The sequence below is a fragment of the Xanthomonas sp. NCPPB 2250 genome (genome assembly GCF_056725265.1).
Genome location: NZ_CM161520.1, coordinates 2,321,718 through 2,336,415 on the forward strand (window position 1 = coordinate 2,321,718; position 14,698 = coordinate 2,336,415).

The following is a 14,698-nucleotide window of genomic DNA, read 5'->3' on the forward strand; positions in this document are numbered from 1 at the left end:
ACCAGCGCCCCGGCCCCGGCCGGGGCGTTTCGTTGAAGGAGCAACCCCATGTCTCGCAACATCACCCGCCGCCCGCGCATGGCGGCGATCTACCCACCGGGTACCGTGCGCGCCCGCCGCTGGCATGGCGCCGGCGACGTGCGCAGTTACCACCCACCCTCGGGCTGGTCGGCCCGGGTGGACCTGACCGATACGCACCCCATCACTGGCCGCGTCCTGCCGCGCGCACAGTGGTGGGTCATCGAAGTGAAGGAATAGCAGTAATCGGCGCCGCGCCCAGCCCGTTCCGGCCTGGGCGCGGGGAAAAAACCGGGCGCGGCAGTGGCCGCGCCCGGTTTTGAATGCAGCTTTCGAGCAGCCTGTGCGGCTGCGAATCTTCTGGCCGAGGCCGTGCCGCCGGTGGCGTCAGGCCTCGGCTTCAACCACGCATGCCTTCGCGCCTGCGGCGCTGCGCTTGCCTTCAATGCGCGGCGCCTGGCAATGCCAGCCGCGCGATGCGTGACTGCCATGTCATGCAGCCCCATGGCATGGAGTGTGAGGCGGATGCTGCGCGAGGGCGTGCTGCGCGACCAGAACCGCTCGTGCTTGCGGACATCGACGGCGGCGGCTCCATGCCAAAACGCAATGAAGGACGGCTCATGAACCTGTCCCGCTGCCGGCCGGCTTCGCTGGTCTTCTTCCTGTAGCTGCCATGCGTTGCGCCGCTGTACGCGGCGGGCGCATGCTCGTTGCCGGCCTTGCCGTTGGGATGGCCTCGCGGCTGTTGGAGGCTCAGCATGCCGGTGCAGCCGTCGTTTGGAGGCATCGAGTTGGCCATGCCACCTTTCGGGGAGGGCCGGCACCAGTACGTCCTTGTTTGTCGTGAATCCTGGCGAGGGCACGGCTGCGCCTTGGGCTTCATGCCCGCAACCTTCCAGCGAAAACAATTTCCCCGCCGCTGCGCGGCTTCCTCGCGCGGCAAATTCTTTTTGCTTCCAGGCTCTCCACTGCGTTGCGACCGCTGCGCGGTGCGGTCAGCCCATCCCCCGCCGGGCGGATCACAACAAGGACGCACTGGCGCGACCTTGGGTCACCCCGAAAGGAGAAATCACCATGGCAAACATCGGCACCTTCACCACCCAGAACGACGGCTACACCGGCACGCTGCGCACCCTCACGCTCAACGCGAAGGCCCGGCTGGTCCCCAACGACAAGGCCGACAACGAGAAGGCCCCTGACTTCCGCCTCCAGGTCTCCGGACACCACATTGGCGCGGCATGGAAGAAGACCAGCGAAGCCGGCCGGGACTACCTGTCCGTGACCCTGGACGATCCTTCTTTCCCGGCGCCGATCTACGCCCGCCTGGTCGAAAGCGAGGACGGCAAGCACGAGCTGTTCTGGTCGCGCAGCAAGCTCCAGGCGTCCTGACGGCCGCCACCGAGCCCCGCCCGTCGGCGGGGCCCGATTGCCCCGGTCGCGAGACCGGGGCAAGGCGCAGAGCCGAAGAGCCGCAGAAGCGGAGAAGCGGAGAAGCGGAGAAGCGGAGAAGCGCATCCCCACGGAGGCACAAACCCGTAAATCCGCATCTGCGCAATAGCTCTTTCGATGCCATCCGCAAAAGCGCAATCGTGCTTGCGCACGCATGCACGGAGCCGCTTCCGTGGAGATCTACGAAAGCACGCATGCGCGCCTTTGCTGTGCGCCAATGGCGCCCGCACACGCATTACTTCGCTCGCCGGTCTCAGCGCAGACGGCGCGCGTCTGAGTGGGGTTTCAGTCCCGAGTCGCAGCGATTCGGACCGAAACGGACATGCGTCCACGCCTCTCCCTCCAGAGACTGCCCACACCCGACCTGCTTTCGCTGTCGGGGCTATGAATCGATGGAGAACACCATGATGCGACCCACTCCCGTGCGGCCCTCGGCCGCGCCCGGCGCTGCGCCGCAGGCTGCTACCGCTGTCGCCGCGCACCCTCCGCGCTACCTCACCAACGACGAAGCCGCGACACACCTGCGGCTGTCTCCACGCACCCTCGAAAAGCTGCGCGTGATCGGCGGCGGCCCCAAATTTCGGAAGTTCGGCCGGCGCGTGATGTACGCGGTGACCGACCTCGATGCCTGGGCGGATGCGCGCAGCTTCGAGGCCACGTCCGATCCCGAGTACGCCGAGCACCACTCGGCGGACAGCCGTGCGCGGTGACCGGCGCCGCACGGCGGGCTGCCGCGCCGTGCGAGCCGGAATCGCGGGAGCGGGAACAGCTGGACCTGTTCCGTGCCTTGCCTGGCGATATGGCGCCGCGCGACAGCCAGGACCTGATGGCCTATCCGTTCTTCAGCTTGGCGAAGTCGCGGCGCACGGCTCCGATCGACTTCCAGACTGGGACCGTGAAGATCCGCGTGGAGGGCACGCACGAGCACGGCATCGCCACGATCTGGGATGCGGACATCCTGATCTGGGCGGCCTCGCAGATCGTGCAGGCGCGCGATGCCGGCCTGCGGCCGTCGCGCCTGATGCAGGCCACACCCTACGAGATCCTGCGCTTCATCGGCCGCGGCACGTCGCTGCGCGACTACCAGCGGCTCAAGGCGGCGCTGGACCGGCTGCAGTCCACCACGGTGGCCACGTCGATCCGCGAGACGACCGGGCGCAGGCTGCACCGCTTCTCATGGATCAACGAATGGAAGGAACTGGCCGACGCCCGCGGCGCGCCGCTGGGCATCGAACTGATCCTGCCGGACTGGTTCTTCTCCGGGGTGATGGATTCGGCGCTGGTGCTGACCATCGACCCGGGGTACTTCCGGCTGACCGGCGGCATCGAGCGCTGGCTGTACCGCCTGGTGCGCAAGCACGGCGGGCGGCAGCCCGGGGGCTGGCAGTTCGACTTCCAGCACCTGTATCGCAAATCGGGCAGCGTGGCGCGCTACTACGACTTCGCGGCGGACTTGCGCGCATTGGTCGCCCGGCAGGCGTTGCCGGGGTATCGGCTGTGCATCCTGCCTGCCGATGGCACGCAGTCGCCCTTGCTGTCGTTCCGGCCCGTGCTGCCGACGGCACGGGGATAACCGCGGTAATTCCTGTGGATGGCCTCGTGCTATCAGGCAACAAGGGTGTCGTGCTATCGGGCAACGAATCCTCGTGCTATCAGGCAAAAAAATCGACTGGAAAGCCAGTGTCGGTGCGGCTTTCGAGTCCCCGTAACGTACCTAACCTTGTTTCTAACATTGGTGGTAGAAGCGCCGCGATTCGGTGGATAAGCACCAAACGGCACGCGCAGGTCTACGCGATCGGGAGGGCCGCGCCATGATTTTCGCGTTGCTCAACCAGAAAGGTGGCGTCGGCAAAACTACACTCGCGACTCACATCGCTGGCGAACTGGCGATGCGCGGCGGGCACGTCATCCTGCTCGACGCCGACCCGCAGGGATCGGCGCTGGACTGGACACAGCGCCGCGCCCAGCAGGGGCTGCCAAGGCTGTTCAGCGCCGTGGGCCTGGCGCGCGAGACGCTGCACCAGGAAGCACCGGAGCTGGCGCGTCGCGCCGACCACGTCGTGATCGACGGGCCGCCACGCATCGCCGCGCTGGCGCGCTCGGCACTGCTGGCGGCCGACCGCGCCTTGATCCCCGTGCAGCCCAGCCCGTATGACCTGTGGGCCAGCGCCGAGATGGTGGCGTTGATCCGCGAGGCGCAGGTGTTCCGGCCTGCGCTGCGCGCGGCGTTCGCGGTGAACCGGCGCGTGAGCACCACCGTCATCGGCCGGGAGGCGCGCAACGCGCTCGCGGAGCAGCCACTGCCTGCGCTGCGCGCCGAGGTGCGCCAGCGCATCGTCTTCGCCGACAGCGCGGCCGCCGGCCGGCTCGTCCGCGAGACGGCGCCTGACAGTGCCGCTGCGCACGAAATCACCGCACTGGTGGACGAACTGCTGCGGTGGACGGCATGACCGAGAAGCCCACACCTCGCGCCAAGCGCGTTGTCATCGGCGCGCGTCCGCCCGCGAATCCGCATGCCGAGGCATGGATTCGCCAAGGCGACGCCGATGCGCTCGCCAAGGGCGACCTCTACACCGCGCGCCTGACGCTCGACATCACGCCCACCATGCGGGCGCGCATCAAGGTCTCCGCGTTCACACGGGGCGTGACCGTGGCGGAGCTGCTGCGCGGCCTGCTGGAGCGCGAATTCCCCGAGAACTCCACGGAGACGCAACCATGAACGCATCCGATTCAAAAAAAGCCTCCGCGGCTGCTGCTGCACGCCATGCGATGCTGCCGGCCGCGCCGCGCTCGCGACGGCGCCCTTGCGCCATGCTCGCAACACTGTCGGCCGCAGGCCTCGCTGCGCTCGCCTGGGCCTCGTTTGCGCATCCCGATCCGCGGCTCATCTACAACCCGTCCGACAGCGTGCCGGTTGGCTGGTACCGCGTCGATCCAGTGTCTTCGGCTGCATCCCGGTCGCCGGAACGGATGCGGGTGGGGAGCACTGTGCTGGTCCGCCTGCCGGCACGAGTAGCCGCGCTCGCGTCGCAGCGCGGTTACCTTCCCGCGCACATCCCGCTGCTCAAGCGGGTCGGTGCCGTCGCGCCGCAGCATGTCTGCATCGTGGGTGGACATGTCTTGGTCGATGGCCTGGCGGTGGCGAGTACCTTGCCGGCCGACCGCATGGGCAGGCCGCTGTTGTCCTGGCCCGAGTGCCGCCGGCTCGAACGGGGTGAACTGTTCCTGCTCAGCGTCACCAGTCCGGCGTCCTACGACAGTCGCTACTTCGGCCCGGTCAGCGCATCCGCCGTGGTCGGCGTTGCGCGTCCGATCTGGCCGGAGACACGCCCATGATGGCTACCGATTCGCTGCACGTTGCCGCGCATCTCACCGTGCCATCGGGCATGTCGTCGCACTGGTCGCCGCCGTGTCGTCGCGCGTGCAGCGCGGGGGCATCCGCGCCGCGCTCCGCGCAACGTCCGGCGCAGCCGTCCACCGTGCAGGGTGCTTGCCCCGAACGCGCCCGGCCTGCGGTCCCCAGCGCGTCCGTCGTCGCGCTCGCCGGCCCGCTGTTCGCACGCAACACAGCGCCGCCGGGTCGCCGGTGCCTGAAGCCGCAGCACAAGGCAAAGGCGGAAGGCAAGACAAAAGGACGCGGCACCGGGCCGCGTCGAAAGCCAGTCTGCACGTGGGGTTGGCGCGGCACGCGGCGGCTTCGCCCCCGTGCCGCGTGGGGTGCTGGAGCTTCGCCGCTGCAGGGATGTCCGCGTGCTTCTCGCGCTCTGGCGCGCTGCAGCTCACCCGGGGGGCAGTGATGACCCGAGGCCACGACGACGACTTCAGGGTGCGCGCCAGCGCCCCGAAAAACCGAGGCAAGGGGCAGAGCCAACGCTTCATCTCCAAGGTGCTGAAACAGGCTGGCAAGGTCAGCGGCGGCAAGCCTGCGATGCGACGTCCCACCACTGGCCGCAGCGGCCCGCGAGCCGGCCAGCGGCCCGGCTCGCGCCTCGGTCGTGGTCATACGGCGGCACGCTTCGCGGGCGCGAACCTGACGCCCATGTCGCGGCGCGTGACCATCAAGACCTTGCTGGTCAACCAGCGCCAGGCCAGCCCTCGGTCGCTCGCCAAGCATCTGCGCTACATCGAGCGTGATGGCGTGGGCCGTGATGGCGAGCCCGGGCAGGCCTACGGACCGCAGACAGACACTGCGGACCTGGACGCCTTCAAGCAGCGCTGCGCTGACGATCGGCACCATTTCCGCTTCATCCTCTCGCCCGAGGATGCGGCGGAACTGGAAGACCTGCGCACCTATACGCGGCACCTCATGGACCGCATGGAGGCGGACCTGGGCACGGGGCTCGATTGGGTCGCGGTCAACCACTGGAACACCGACAACCCTCACACGCACATCGTCGTGCGGGGCCGGGACGACACCGGCAAGGACTTGGTGATCGCCAGCGACTACATCGCCCATGGCTTTCGTCACCGGGCCGCCGAGCTGGCGACGGAATGGCTCGGACCGCGCACCGAACTGGAGATCCAACAGACCCTGGGGCGCGAAGTGGAGCAGGAACGCTGGACCAGTCTGGACCGCACCCTGCAGCGCGAGTCGGGGGAGGGTGGCCAGGTGCAGATCGAACGCTTCAACCGACCGGATCTGCAGCGCCAACGCCTGTTGCTGATCGGCCGGCTGCAGCGACTGCAGCGGCTGGGGCTGGCAGACGAGGTGCAGCCCGGAACATGGACCATCCATGCCGACGTGGAGAAGACCTTGCGCACCCTGGGCGAGCGGGGCGACATCATCCGCACCATGCAGCGGGCCATGTCTGGCGCTTCGCGTGAGCTGGCGATATTCGAGCCGGGCGTAGATGGCCGCGCCGTCGTCGGTCGCGTCGCCGCGAAAGGACTCGCCGACGAGCTGCACGACCGCGGCTATCTGGTGGTCGATGGCGCCGATGGCAAGGCGCACTACGTCACGTTGAACCGGCGCGATGAACTGGTCAACTACCCGTTGGGTGCGGTGGTGGAAGTGCGAGGTACCACGGAGGTGCGCACGGCTGACCGGAACATCGCCGCGCTGGCCACCGATGGCTTGTATCGCGCAGACCATCACCTCGCGATCGAGCAGGGCCGCGCCACGCCGGGCCGCGATCCGAGGGAGGTTGTCGCAGCGCATGTGCGCCGTCTGGAAGCACTGCGCCGGGCCGGCATCGTGGAGCGCCTGGCAGAAGGGCTTTGGAAGGTGCCGGACGACCTGGCCGAGCGTGGCCGCCAGCACGATGCGCAGAGGCTGGGTGGCGTCGCCGTGGAGCTGAAATCGCACCTGCCCATCGAGCGCCAGATCCGCGTCATCGGAGCGACCTGGCTGGACCAGCAATTGATCGGTGGTGGCGCGGGAGTAGGGGACCTGGGCTTTGGTGCGGACGCCAAGCTGGCCATGCGGCAGCGCGCCGACTTCCTGCTGGAAGAGGGGCTGGCGGAGCAGCGTGGGCAACGCATCCTCCCGGCCCGCAATCTACTGGGCACGCTGCGCGGCCGGGAGCTCGCGCAAGCCGCCAAGGACATCGCGGCAGACACCGGCCTGGAACACCGGCCGGTGCCTGACGGGCAGCGCGTGGCAGGCGTCTACCGGCGTTCCATCATGCTCGCCAGTGGACGCTACGCGATGCTGGACGATGGCATCGGCTTCAGCCTGGTTCCATGGCGGCCCGTCATCGAGCCGCGGCTGGGGATGCAGCTTTCCGCGACGGTAAGAGGCGGGGCTGTGACGTGGGATGTCGGGCGGCAGCGCGGGCCATCGATTGGGTGAAGAGCTGGCGTCTGAAGCGCTGCGCCTCTACAGCCCATCGACGCGGTTATGCGTTCGGTTTCTGCGCGGGTCCAGGCGGTTCGGCCTCCATTGGCCCGGGCAGGAACTTGAACGTGACGGGCACGCCGAGTTGCGTGCTCAAGGAGGATTGCCGAGCTTCGTACGCTGCATGTTCTTCGGCGGGAGCCAGCACATAGAGAGTGATCGCCGCATGTACTTCGTCCACGCCCGTGCCCTGCAAGCCGGGTAGCTGTTCGTGCAGGCGGGCATGATTCGCAGCCAGGATGGCGCTGATCTCATCCAACGTCTTGCCGGAGACCCGCGTGAATTCCACCGGGATGGCTCCGTGTGCAGTGCGCAACTCCCGCGTGGCGGGTAGCGGTCCCTGTTTGAGGCGCAGAACGAGCTTGAATCCATCCCGGCTGTCGTCCCAATACGAGGTGTCGAGGCAATCCGCGTAGCGCGCCTTGAAAGCCTCGATCTCGGGCCGCACAAGCACCTGCCTGAGTTCCAGGCGGCGAGCAGCCTCTGCTTCATCGACCCCGTTGTCCCTCGCATAGCTCCTGTACACCGGCTGCATGAGATCCGGGGGCAAGTCAGCTTGTGCCTTGGCGATACCCGCCAGTGAAGTAGTGCATGTAGTGACGAAAAGCCAAGTGGCCAGTCGTGTGCTCGTCCTTGTCATGAGCCATGGCGCTGGAGTGGGGAAATTTATTTTTCTTGCAGCTAGAAGTGGTGTCAACGGGTATCAATCTGGCGGCTTTGCGTGTCTGGTGACCGGCAGGCCATCAACAAGGATCGGGCAAGCTGCGGTGCCTTTTATCCACCCTATAAAGTGAGATGCGTAGAAACACATTCCACCCCGAAGTAGGGAAGCGGCGCGACGACCTTCCCTCTACGATCGGCCCCCGTCTCAGGGGGATGCTCTGCAGTAGGGGGACTGTCTTTGGCCGCTGCAGCGGGCAGGCACTGGCCCTATTTTTCCGGAGGTTCTTTCCGATGACGGCGAGCACGCGGCACTGATGTCGCCTCGAAAAGCATCGGATTGCAAGGACCACGCTGACGAAAACGTTTGCGCCTGAAATTTTCAGAACGGTAGCAGCAATCAAGCGATTCCTGGGGCCGCCCGGCGACTGACCAGATCGCGAAGTTGAACGGCAGCCAAGTGCCTGCGGGATAGCGCTATCAAAACTCGATGCGCCGCACATTCGCGCGGTAGGGATACATGAACGATAGATCGTCAACAGCGGGAGGCCATATGCAATGAGGTAGCCGATGAGGGAATAAGCAGGAGACAAGACCCGATGGATTGGAGTTCAACAAGGAAAAACAATATGGAACTACGCCATCTTCGGTGCTTCCAAGTGGTAGCCGAAGAACTTCACTTTTCGCGTGCGGCTGAGCGCCTGCACATTGAGCAATCACCGCTCTCCCGCACCATCAAGGAGCTGGAGGCGGATCTGGGAACACCATTGTTTGTGCGGACTACCCGCAGCACGCGGCTGACGCGTGCCGGCATGCTCTTCAAGGAGCGCGTGCCACGGATCTTCGCTGCGCTCCATCAGGCCTGCGATGGCGCCAAGGCCGCGGCCAGCGGGTTCAATGGCCAGCTGCGCATCGCGCTGTCGGACGGCATCACGCCTTCTGGGCTCCCGACGCTGTTGGCCCGGTGCCGTGAAGAGGAGCCGGAGACCGACATCAAACTGTACGAGGTCACGCTGTCCGAGCAGATTGCTGGGCTGCGAGACGACTTGTACGACATCGGGTTCGCGCAGTCTGACGACGTTGGCGATGGCCTCCTGGCCGAGGCCGTCTGGGCCGAGGAACTGGCAGTGGCTGTGCCATCGCGGCATCCGCTTCTGGCGCACAAGCATCTGGCTCTCGAAGAGGTGATTCGCTACCCACTCGTGCTGTGCGACCCCAAGGCATACGAAGGCCAGGCAATGCAGGTGGAGCGCATCCTTCAGCGAACGGGTGTGGAGCCGTTGGTAGCGGAGCGCGTCGCCTCGATCGACCTGATGATCGCCTTGGTGTCTGCGGGATTGGCGCTGGGGTTGGCTGGAGCGTCCTACATCGCGCCCAGCCGCGCTGGGGTGGTGATGCGTCCGTTGGTGGCTCCGGCCCCCTTGCTCACCACCTATCTGTTGCGCCCCGACAAAGTGCCGTCAGAAGCGGTGGCCCGGTTCATCGCTCGCGCCCAGGCTGTCGGCTCCATGGATGGTCTTGGTGCATGCTGCCCAAGCGTCAGATCCCAGGCTGCGGTTTAGTGGAATCAGCACCAGCGCTCCGCCGCTGAGCGCATCTGCGCGCTGGCTCTGGAGGCTGCGTCAGCCAGGCGCCGCGCTGCTCAAATGCACGGCGCCTGGCATCGTCTTCCCCATATTCGTTCACGGAGAACTGCTTGCGTCGGGTGCCTCCAGTGGCCAGCGCACACTCCGCCACCCAGTAGTCGCGGCAGACCTGCGCACCACTGCGCAGTCTCCAATTGAGCTGAGTGCGATAGACCCGCTTGTCTGGCGAAGGTTGACGCTTGCTTTCACCAGCCTGCGTCTTCTCACGCTTAGGCATGGCGGGTTCGACAACGGCGCTTGGGGCCGGGCCAGGCGGCACGGCATCTGGATGATGCACGAACCAGCCGTCGAGCAACTTGAGCAGTTCCAGCCGTGCTTCTATTGCCTTTTGGCGGGCCTTCTCTTCGCCGTACTTGCCTACCGCGAAGGTGCGCCTGCGCGTCTTGCCATCCGGCAGAGACACTATCGCGCACCACCGTGCAAAGCCATTTTTTTCCTCGCGGCGCGACACGCCCGGTACACCGGAAGTGTTGTTGCTGCGGAGGATCGTTCCGAACTCGCTCCGGCTCATCGCGGGAATCGTCTTCAGGACCTCGTCGCGATAGGCGATCGCCGCAGCTTTCGCTTTCTCCGGGTCGCCATAGGTGGCAACGCGGAACTCCTGGTGGAAACGCTCGCCTCGGCGGGCGATCATCACCGACCACCTCAGGAGCCTTCCGCTCTCGTACCTGGGGGTCAGCCCGTAGATCTTTTCGGGTCTCTCTGGTCCTGAGGAACCCGGCACTCCTGCACAAGTGGGCGTAGCGATTGGACGTGTATGCATTGCGTCCAGCATGCAATCAGGCTGCGATGGCGGCTTTGGTTGGCTTGAATTCGGGAAGCCATGATGCCCCCACCCATTCTCCGGTGCGCACCAGGCTCATGGTCTGCAGTGTCTTGCCCGGGCCACCGAAAGCGCACTGCACTGCCCAGGTCTGACCGTCGAATCCAGGCACCAGGAAGCAAGCCATCTCCGGCAATGCGAGTAACGCGTCATCGCCATCTTCTGCCAGCAGTGCCACGACATCCCGCGAGGTAGCCGTTGCCACGTCGAGTCCTTTGGGCCAATCACCTTTCCACGGCGCGGCTGGCCGGGACAAGGGAGTATGAAAGGTCAGGGCGTGCAGACCCCACAGCTGCTCATGGTCGGGTAGGGTGGGGTCCATGCACTGCAACATCAGATCCAGCCCCAGGCAATCCACGCTGACGGGATACGGGTCGGCATCACGGCCGCGACGAAGATCTCTGACTGGCGGCTGCAACGACATCAACGCTTTGTGCAGCGGCTCCTGGCGACTGTAGCGGCCAAGATTGCGCAGCAGCATGTCGGGCAGAGGATCGAATCGGATGGGCATACAGCAACTCCCGTAAAGATCAGGCCGATCAGCGATTCGAGCGCAGAAACGCCAGGTACTTTGGATCCTCATCCGAAAACAATTCATCGCCTTCCTGCATATGGGCTTGCGCCAGCATCTGCCTGGCTTGCGTCGTCTCCCCCAGTTCGAGGGCCGACTGGCCCACCCGTAGCAACAGGTAAGGGTTCCCCTGACCACCTGGTCCACTCATGGCGTCAAGAAACGAGATGCGCGCCATCCTGAAATCGGAGAGGTTGAAATACGCCTCGCCCAGCGAGCCGTTCAACCAAGTCCACGCCTCCCACTCATGCTGTGGTGCGGGCAACAGGTCGAGCGCCTGCTGCAGCGGCTCGATGGCAGCCGAAGGCCTGTCGCTCTCCAATGCGTCGTTGGCTTTTTCCGACAGCGCAGTCACCTTCTCGTAGATCTCGTCGGGCAACTCGGGGCCGGCATCGTCCTCAACATCATCGCTCGCCATCATTTACTCGCTTTTTTGACTTGGTCCAGTGCGAACTTCAAGTATTTCGGATCTTCACTGGCATAACCTCTTCTGCCACCCATCTCATATGCCTTGATAAGATTTTTCGCTGCCAACTCGTGCCTGCCGGATTCGTAATATATCTTTCCAAGCAGAAGGTAAGGTTTGGGGTCGCCCGGAAGAGGGTCGCATTTGAAAAGTTCTTTCACCCAGTTTTCCGCAGCAGAAAAATTCTTCCTCTCTATGTAATAGCCTACGATTGTCTTTATTACACTTTCGGAAGAATCCCAGGAGTGCTTTGGATCCGGAAAAGCGTCCCAGCTCGCTAGCAACTGCGATTCAGCCAAAGCATAGTCTCCCGCAGCTTTGGCGTCCCTGTATACCTTCCCATTTTGGACCAGCTTTTCCAATACTTCGGGAGGAAGGGCTTGAACGTCCATGAAAACTCCTCTATTTCAAAGGGTTTAAATAATTTTCAGGCAGCTTGGCGCCAGCAGACCTGTTTAAACTGTAGTGATCCAAAACATAATTCTTGGAGTCGGTCATAAACGCTCTAACCTCGGGCGATCTTGCGCCGTAATATCGACCTTCTTTATTCCAATATGTAACTGCATCTTTTGTATGCGCCATATCAGCCTCGTCTATATTATACCACTTTTGGTTAGATGCCTTAAACTGCTTCTCGCCCGTGAGAGGGTCCGTCCGTATTTGCCCGTCTTTTTCCATCCTCGCAATGACGTCACGGCCGGTTTTTGATGTCTTACCCGGTGTCTTGCCCAAGAACAACTCACGCAGGCTGCGGGCTTTGATCTTTACTCCGTTCGCCTTCCGGGTTGAAAATTCTTTGACCGACTTACCCTTCTTCGTGAGGACTCTGTATTCCTCCACAGGCACTTCTGCCGCCTCGGCCGCCTTGGAAGCTTCACCCGGCTTGGCGACAGTCCCGAGTTCGTCTTCCATCTTTGCACCGACCCCGGTGCCTTCAGCCGCTTTCCCACCCGCTGCCACGTCCTCGCCAGCCTTGCCGCCAGCGCTCAGTGCATCCGCTGCCTTGGAAGCTTCACCCGGCTTAGCGACAGTCCCGAGTTCGTCACCCATCTTGGCGCCGACCCCGGCCCCCTCAGCCGCTTTCCCACCGGCAGCCAAGCCCTCGCCAGCTTTGCTCCCTGCACTGACTGCATCCGCCGCCTTCACACCAGCGCTTGCGGCTTCTACTGCTTTCGCACCCTGTGCCAGCTTGGCCACATCCCCGACGACCAGCACCAGGCTTCCTATCTCCAAGCCGGCCCTCGTTACCGCCTCGACGTAGTTGCCTTTTTCCCAGGCATCCGTCACCGGCTTGGTCAATTCATGGCCCGCGGCCTTGGCGGCCTGCTTGAGCGTTTCCAGGCAGACATTGCCCAGTCGGATCTGCTCCGCGAGTATCTGCGCGTCCAGATTGCTATGAAGGGCGCCTGCGATGTTGCCCTTCTTGCCGACAGTGTAGAGAAGCTGCCCCAGCCCAAGGCCGATGTCCTTGACGAAGCCGAGAGCACCCCGCGCCACCTGTCCACCATAGTGACCCGCCGTGGACCATCCGCCCTCGTTCTTCATGTCGATCGAGGCGATGGCCTCGTCCGCTGATTTACTCCAATCGCCAAATCGGATGTATTCATCCAATTGGTCCGGATTCATGAAGCTCAGCTTCTCTTTGAGTTGCTGCAGCCTTTCCAGCTCCGGTGAGGTCTTCGGTGGGTCATTGCAGGGCAGTTTGCCGTTCTTCACCTCTCCCGCTGGCGCACTTTGCTCTGTGATGAGTTTGCCGACGGTGTTGGGCCCACCTGGCCCGACGTTCATCTGTACTATCGTGTCGTGGCGCGCACAGATCAGTCCGTTCACCTTCACGCTCGTGTTGTCGCCGATCAGCCGTACGTGCCCAGGCTGCTGTGACGTCTGCGACACGACGCCCATACCCGCGTTTGCATCTGTGCCGCGGACCCAGTCGGTCAACCGATACACCGGCATCCCACGCGCGTACACGTTCGGGGAATACTTCAATTTGTTCGACAGGCTCCTGAAGCTGTCGAACGGGACGGCGGTGCCGCCGACCTTGCATACATCCGGTGTCGTGCAGACCGCGATCCACTTCGCGGTGGCTTCGGCGATGTGCTTTCTAGCCATGACCCACCTCCGTCGAAGCCCGCTGGCGGTGGATATGGACAGGATGTTCGGCGCCACGCTGCGCAGGCCCGGCGGGAATGCCCGCCAACATGACCTTGCGTAGCCCCCATTCCTTCGGCACTGCACGGCGCCACACCATTTGCAGCGATAGCCTGTCGAGATTGATGGTCACCGTGTCCAGCCGTAGCGGAAGGGGTTGTGTCAGCCCGTCCTCGTCCGTGAGCAAGCTCAGGATGTCGATACCCGGAAGCTGGGTGTCGATACGGCCGGTGGGGTCGCAGCCGATCAACGTGACGGGTTCATCCCCTTTCAGCCAGCCGTTCGCGATCAGGTCAGGCTGCGCGGATTGGTAGAACGCGAAATCGAAATCAGGCGGCAGGTACGGGAAGTGCTCCGCACGCCATGCGTCGTCGTAGGTTCCGGCATAGCGGGCACGCTGCGGGTTCCACCGGGGCACCGGGCCGAAGCAAACTGGCGCGAGCCGCTCCCGGATGTCGCGCAACGGCTTTTGCACATCCTCGATCTGCGGGGCCAGGTAGAACTGGGCGCGGTCCAAATCGGCGTCGCCCACATATCCCCGCCCCACCGGATTGGGCTGGTAGGTGTCGAAGGCCTGGGCATCGTGGATGTCGTCGGTGGCCGGCCCGCGGTAGCGGGCACGGCGCACCGCGCCGCCGTACGCCATCCCGGCGTGCAGGGGCACGGCGGTCGTTGGTTCGGGCTTCGTCAGGTGCCAGCCGCGCAGCGGTGTCCAGTGCCACGCACGCAGGCCCGTGACCTGCGCGGTCTTGGTGAGGGGGCCGACACGCACTCCGATGGGCCAGTGCGTCGCGGGCTTGCCGTCCAGGGGCCGGGCGTGGCCGAGCACATGCACGTCCGTGCGCTGCTTGCCGACGACGAGGTGGGTTTCTTCCAGGAACGGCGTGCTCTCGGGCGCGCCGACGTAGCGGTCCACGCACTGGATGGGGATTTGCTCATCCATGGCCAGCACGGGCTGCCCGTGCGCGAGGGTGAAACTGCCCGCGACGATGACGACATCGAAGAAGCGACCTTTGGTGGTCGCTTTCTCGATGACCATGTGCGGGAACGGGCTGTGGTTTTCGACGTCCATGCCAGT

At 64.5% G+C, this 14,698-nt stretch carries 17 protein-coding genes; 9 read left to right on the top strand and 8 right to left on the bottom strand.

Features of this window, described 5'->3' with window-relative positions:
• The first annotated feature begins 48 nt into the window (after positions 1-48).
• Positions 49-258 (top strand): hypothetical protein, encoded by a 210-nt coding sequence (locus tag AC1PMG_RS09735; RefSeq protein WP_481111456.1) that lies wholly within the window; start codon positions 49-51, stop codon positions 256-258.
• A gap of 202 nt (positions 259-460) precedes the next feature.
• On the opposite strand, the gene AC1PMG_RS09740 is transcribed toward AC1PMG_RS09735, so the two are convergent.
• Entirely contained in the window at positions 461-817 is a 357-nt protein-coding gene (locus tag AC1PMG_RS09740) for a hypothetical protein (protein WP_481111457.1), read from the bottom strand.
• Positions 818-1,092: 275 nt separating this feature from the next.
• On the opposite strand from AC1PMG_RS09740, the gene AC1PMG_RS09745 reads away from it, so the two are divergent.
• The 7 genes from AC1PMG_RS09745 (at position 1,093) to AC1PMG_RS09775 (ending at position 7,258) form a co-directional block, all read left to right on the top strand.
• Positions 1,093-1,407, top strand: a complete 315-nt coding sequence (locus AC1PMG_RS09745) for a DUF736 domain-containing protein (protein ID WP_481111458.1) — start codon at positions 1,093-1,095, stop codon at positions 1,405-1,407.
• A 452-nt stretch (positions 1,408-1,859) separates the two neighbouring features.
• Positions 1,860-2,177, top strand: coding sequence for a helix-turn-helix domain-containing protein (locus AC1PMG_RS09750; protein WP_481111459.1), 318 nt, complete (start codon positions 1,860-1,862; stop codon positions 2,175-2,177).
• Positions 2,178-2,266: 89 nt separating this feature from the next.
• Positions 2,267-3,040 carry a replication initiator protein A gene (locus AC1PMG_RS09755; RefSeq protein ID WP_481111460.1) on the top strand — a complete coding sequence of 258 codons (774 nt, stop codon included), beginning with the start codon at positions 2,267-2,269 and terminating at the stop codon, positions 3,038-3,040.
• A gap of 238 nt (positions 3,041-3,278) precedes the next feature.
• On the top strand, positions 3,279-3,917 hold the full coding sequence (gene parA, locus AC1PMG_RS09760) for a ParA family partition ATPase (RefSeq protein WP_481111461.1): 639 nt from the start codon (positions 3,279-3,281) through the stop codon (positions 3,915-3,917).
• Positions 3,914-4,186, top strand: coding sequence for a chromosome partitioning protein ParB (locus tag AC1PMG_RS09765; protein WP_481111462.1), 273 nt, complete (start codon positions 3,914-3,916; stop codon positions 4,184-4,186). The genes parA and AC1PMG_RS09765 overlap by 4 nt, the downstream gene beginning before the upstream one ends.
• Positions 4,183-4,803: a S26 family signal peptidase gene (locus AC1PMG_RS09770; RefSeq protein ID WP_481111463.1), complete on the top strand. Its 621-nt coding sequence runs from the start codon at positions 4,183-4,185 to the stop codon at positions 4,801-4,803. Before AC1PMG_RS09765 ends, AC1PMG_RS09770 begins: the two co-directional genes overlap by 4 nt.
• Before the next feature lie 460 nt (positions 4,804-5,263).
• Positions 5,264-7,258 carry a DUF3363 domain-containing protein gene (locus AC1PMG_RS09775; RefSeq protein ID WP_481111464.1) on the top strand — a complete coding sequence of 665 codons (1,995 nt, stop codon included), beginning with the start codon at positions 5,264-5,266 and terminating at the stop codon, positions 7,256-7,258.
• Between the two features lie 46 nt (positions 7,259-7,304).
• On the opposite strand, the gene AC1PMG_RS09780 is transcribed toward AC1PMG_RS09775, so the two are convergent.
• Complete coding sequence (locus tag AC1PMG_RS09780) at positions 7,305-7,838, bottom strand: hypothetical protein (RefSeq protein ID WP_481111465.1); 534 nt, start codon at positions 7,836-7,838, stop codon at positions 7,305-7,307.
• A 754-nt stretch (positions 7,839-8,592) separates the two neighbouring features.
• Here AC1PMG_RS09780 and AC1PMG_RS09785 point away from each other — a divergent pair.
• Positions 8,593-9,525, top strand: coding sequence for a LysR substrate-binding domain-containing protein (locus AC1PMG_RS09785; protein WP_481111466.1), 933 nt, complete (start codon positions 8,593-8,595; stop codon positions 9,523-9,525).
• Here AC1PMG_RS09785 and AC1PMG_RS09790 read toward each other — a convergent pair.
• From AC1PMG_RS09790 to AC1PMG_RS09815, 6 genes are all read right to left on the bottom strand, one after another.
• Positions 9,503-10,243 (bottom strand): AP2/ERF family transcription factor, encoded by a 741-nt coding sequence (locus AC1PMG_RS09790; protein ID WP_481111467.1) that lies wholly within the window; start codon positions 10,241-10,243, stop codon positions 9,503-9,505. The two genes, AC1PMG_RS09785 and AC1PMG_RS09790, sit on opposite strands and share 23 nt — an antisense overlap.
• A gap of 145 nt (positions 10,244-10,388) precedes the next feature.
• Positions 10,389-10,943: a hypothetical protein gene (locus AC1PMG_RS09795; RefSeq protein ID WP_481111468.1), complete on the bottom strand. Its 555-nt coding sequence runs from the start codon at positions 10,941-10,943 to the stop codon at positions 10,389-10,391.
• Positions 10,944-10,971: 28 nt separating this feature from the next.
• Positions 10,972-11,424 carry a tetratricopeptide repeat protein gene (locus tag AC1PMG_RS09800; RefSeq protein ID WP_481111469.1) on the bottom strand — a complete coding sequence of 151 codons (453 nt, stop codon included), beginning with the start codon at positions 11,422-11,424 and terminating at the stop codon, positions 10,972-10,974.
• A complete protein-coding gene (locus tag AC1PMG_RS09805; RefSeq protein ID WP_481111470.1) occupies positions 11,421-11,861 on the bottom strand; it encodes a tetratricopeptide repeat protein in 441 nt (146 codons plus the stop codon). The genes AC1PMG_RS09800 and AC1PMG_RS09805 overlap by 4 nt, the downstream gene beginning before the upstream one ends.
• 10 nt (positions 11,862-11,871) lie before the next feature.
• Positions 11,872-13,581 carry a PAAR-like domain-containing protein gene (locus AC1PMG_RS09810; RefSeq protein WP_481111471.1) on the bottom strand — a complete coding sequence of 570 codons (1,710 nt, stop codon included), beginning with the start codon at positions 13,579-13,581 and terminating at the stop codon, positions 11,872-11,874.
• On the bottom strand, positions 13,574-14,692 hold the full coding sequence (locus AC1PMG_RS09815; protein WP_481111472.1) for a DUF2169 family type VI secretion system accessory protein: 1,119 nt from the start codon (positions 14,690-14,692) through the stop codon (positions 13,574-13,576). Before AC1PMG_RS09815 ends, AC1PMG_RS09810 begins: the two co-directional genes overlap by 8 nt.
• Positions 14,693-14,698 lie beyond the last annotated feature (6 nt).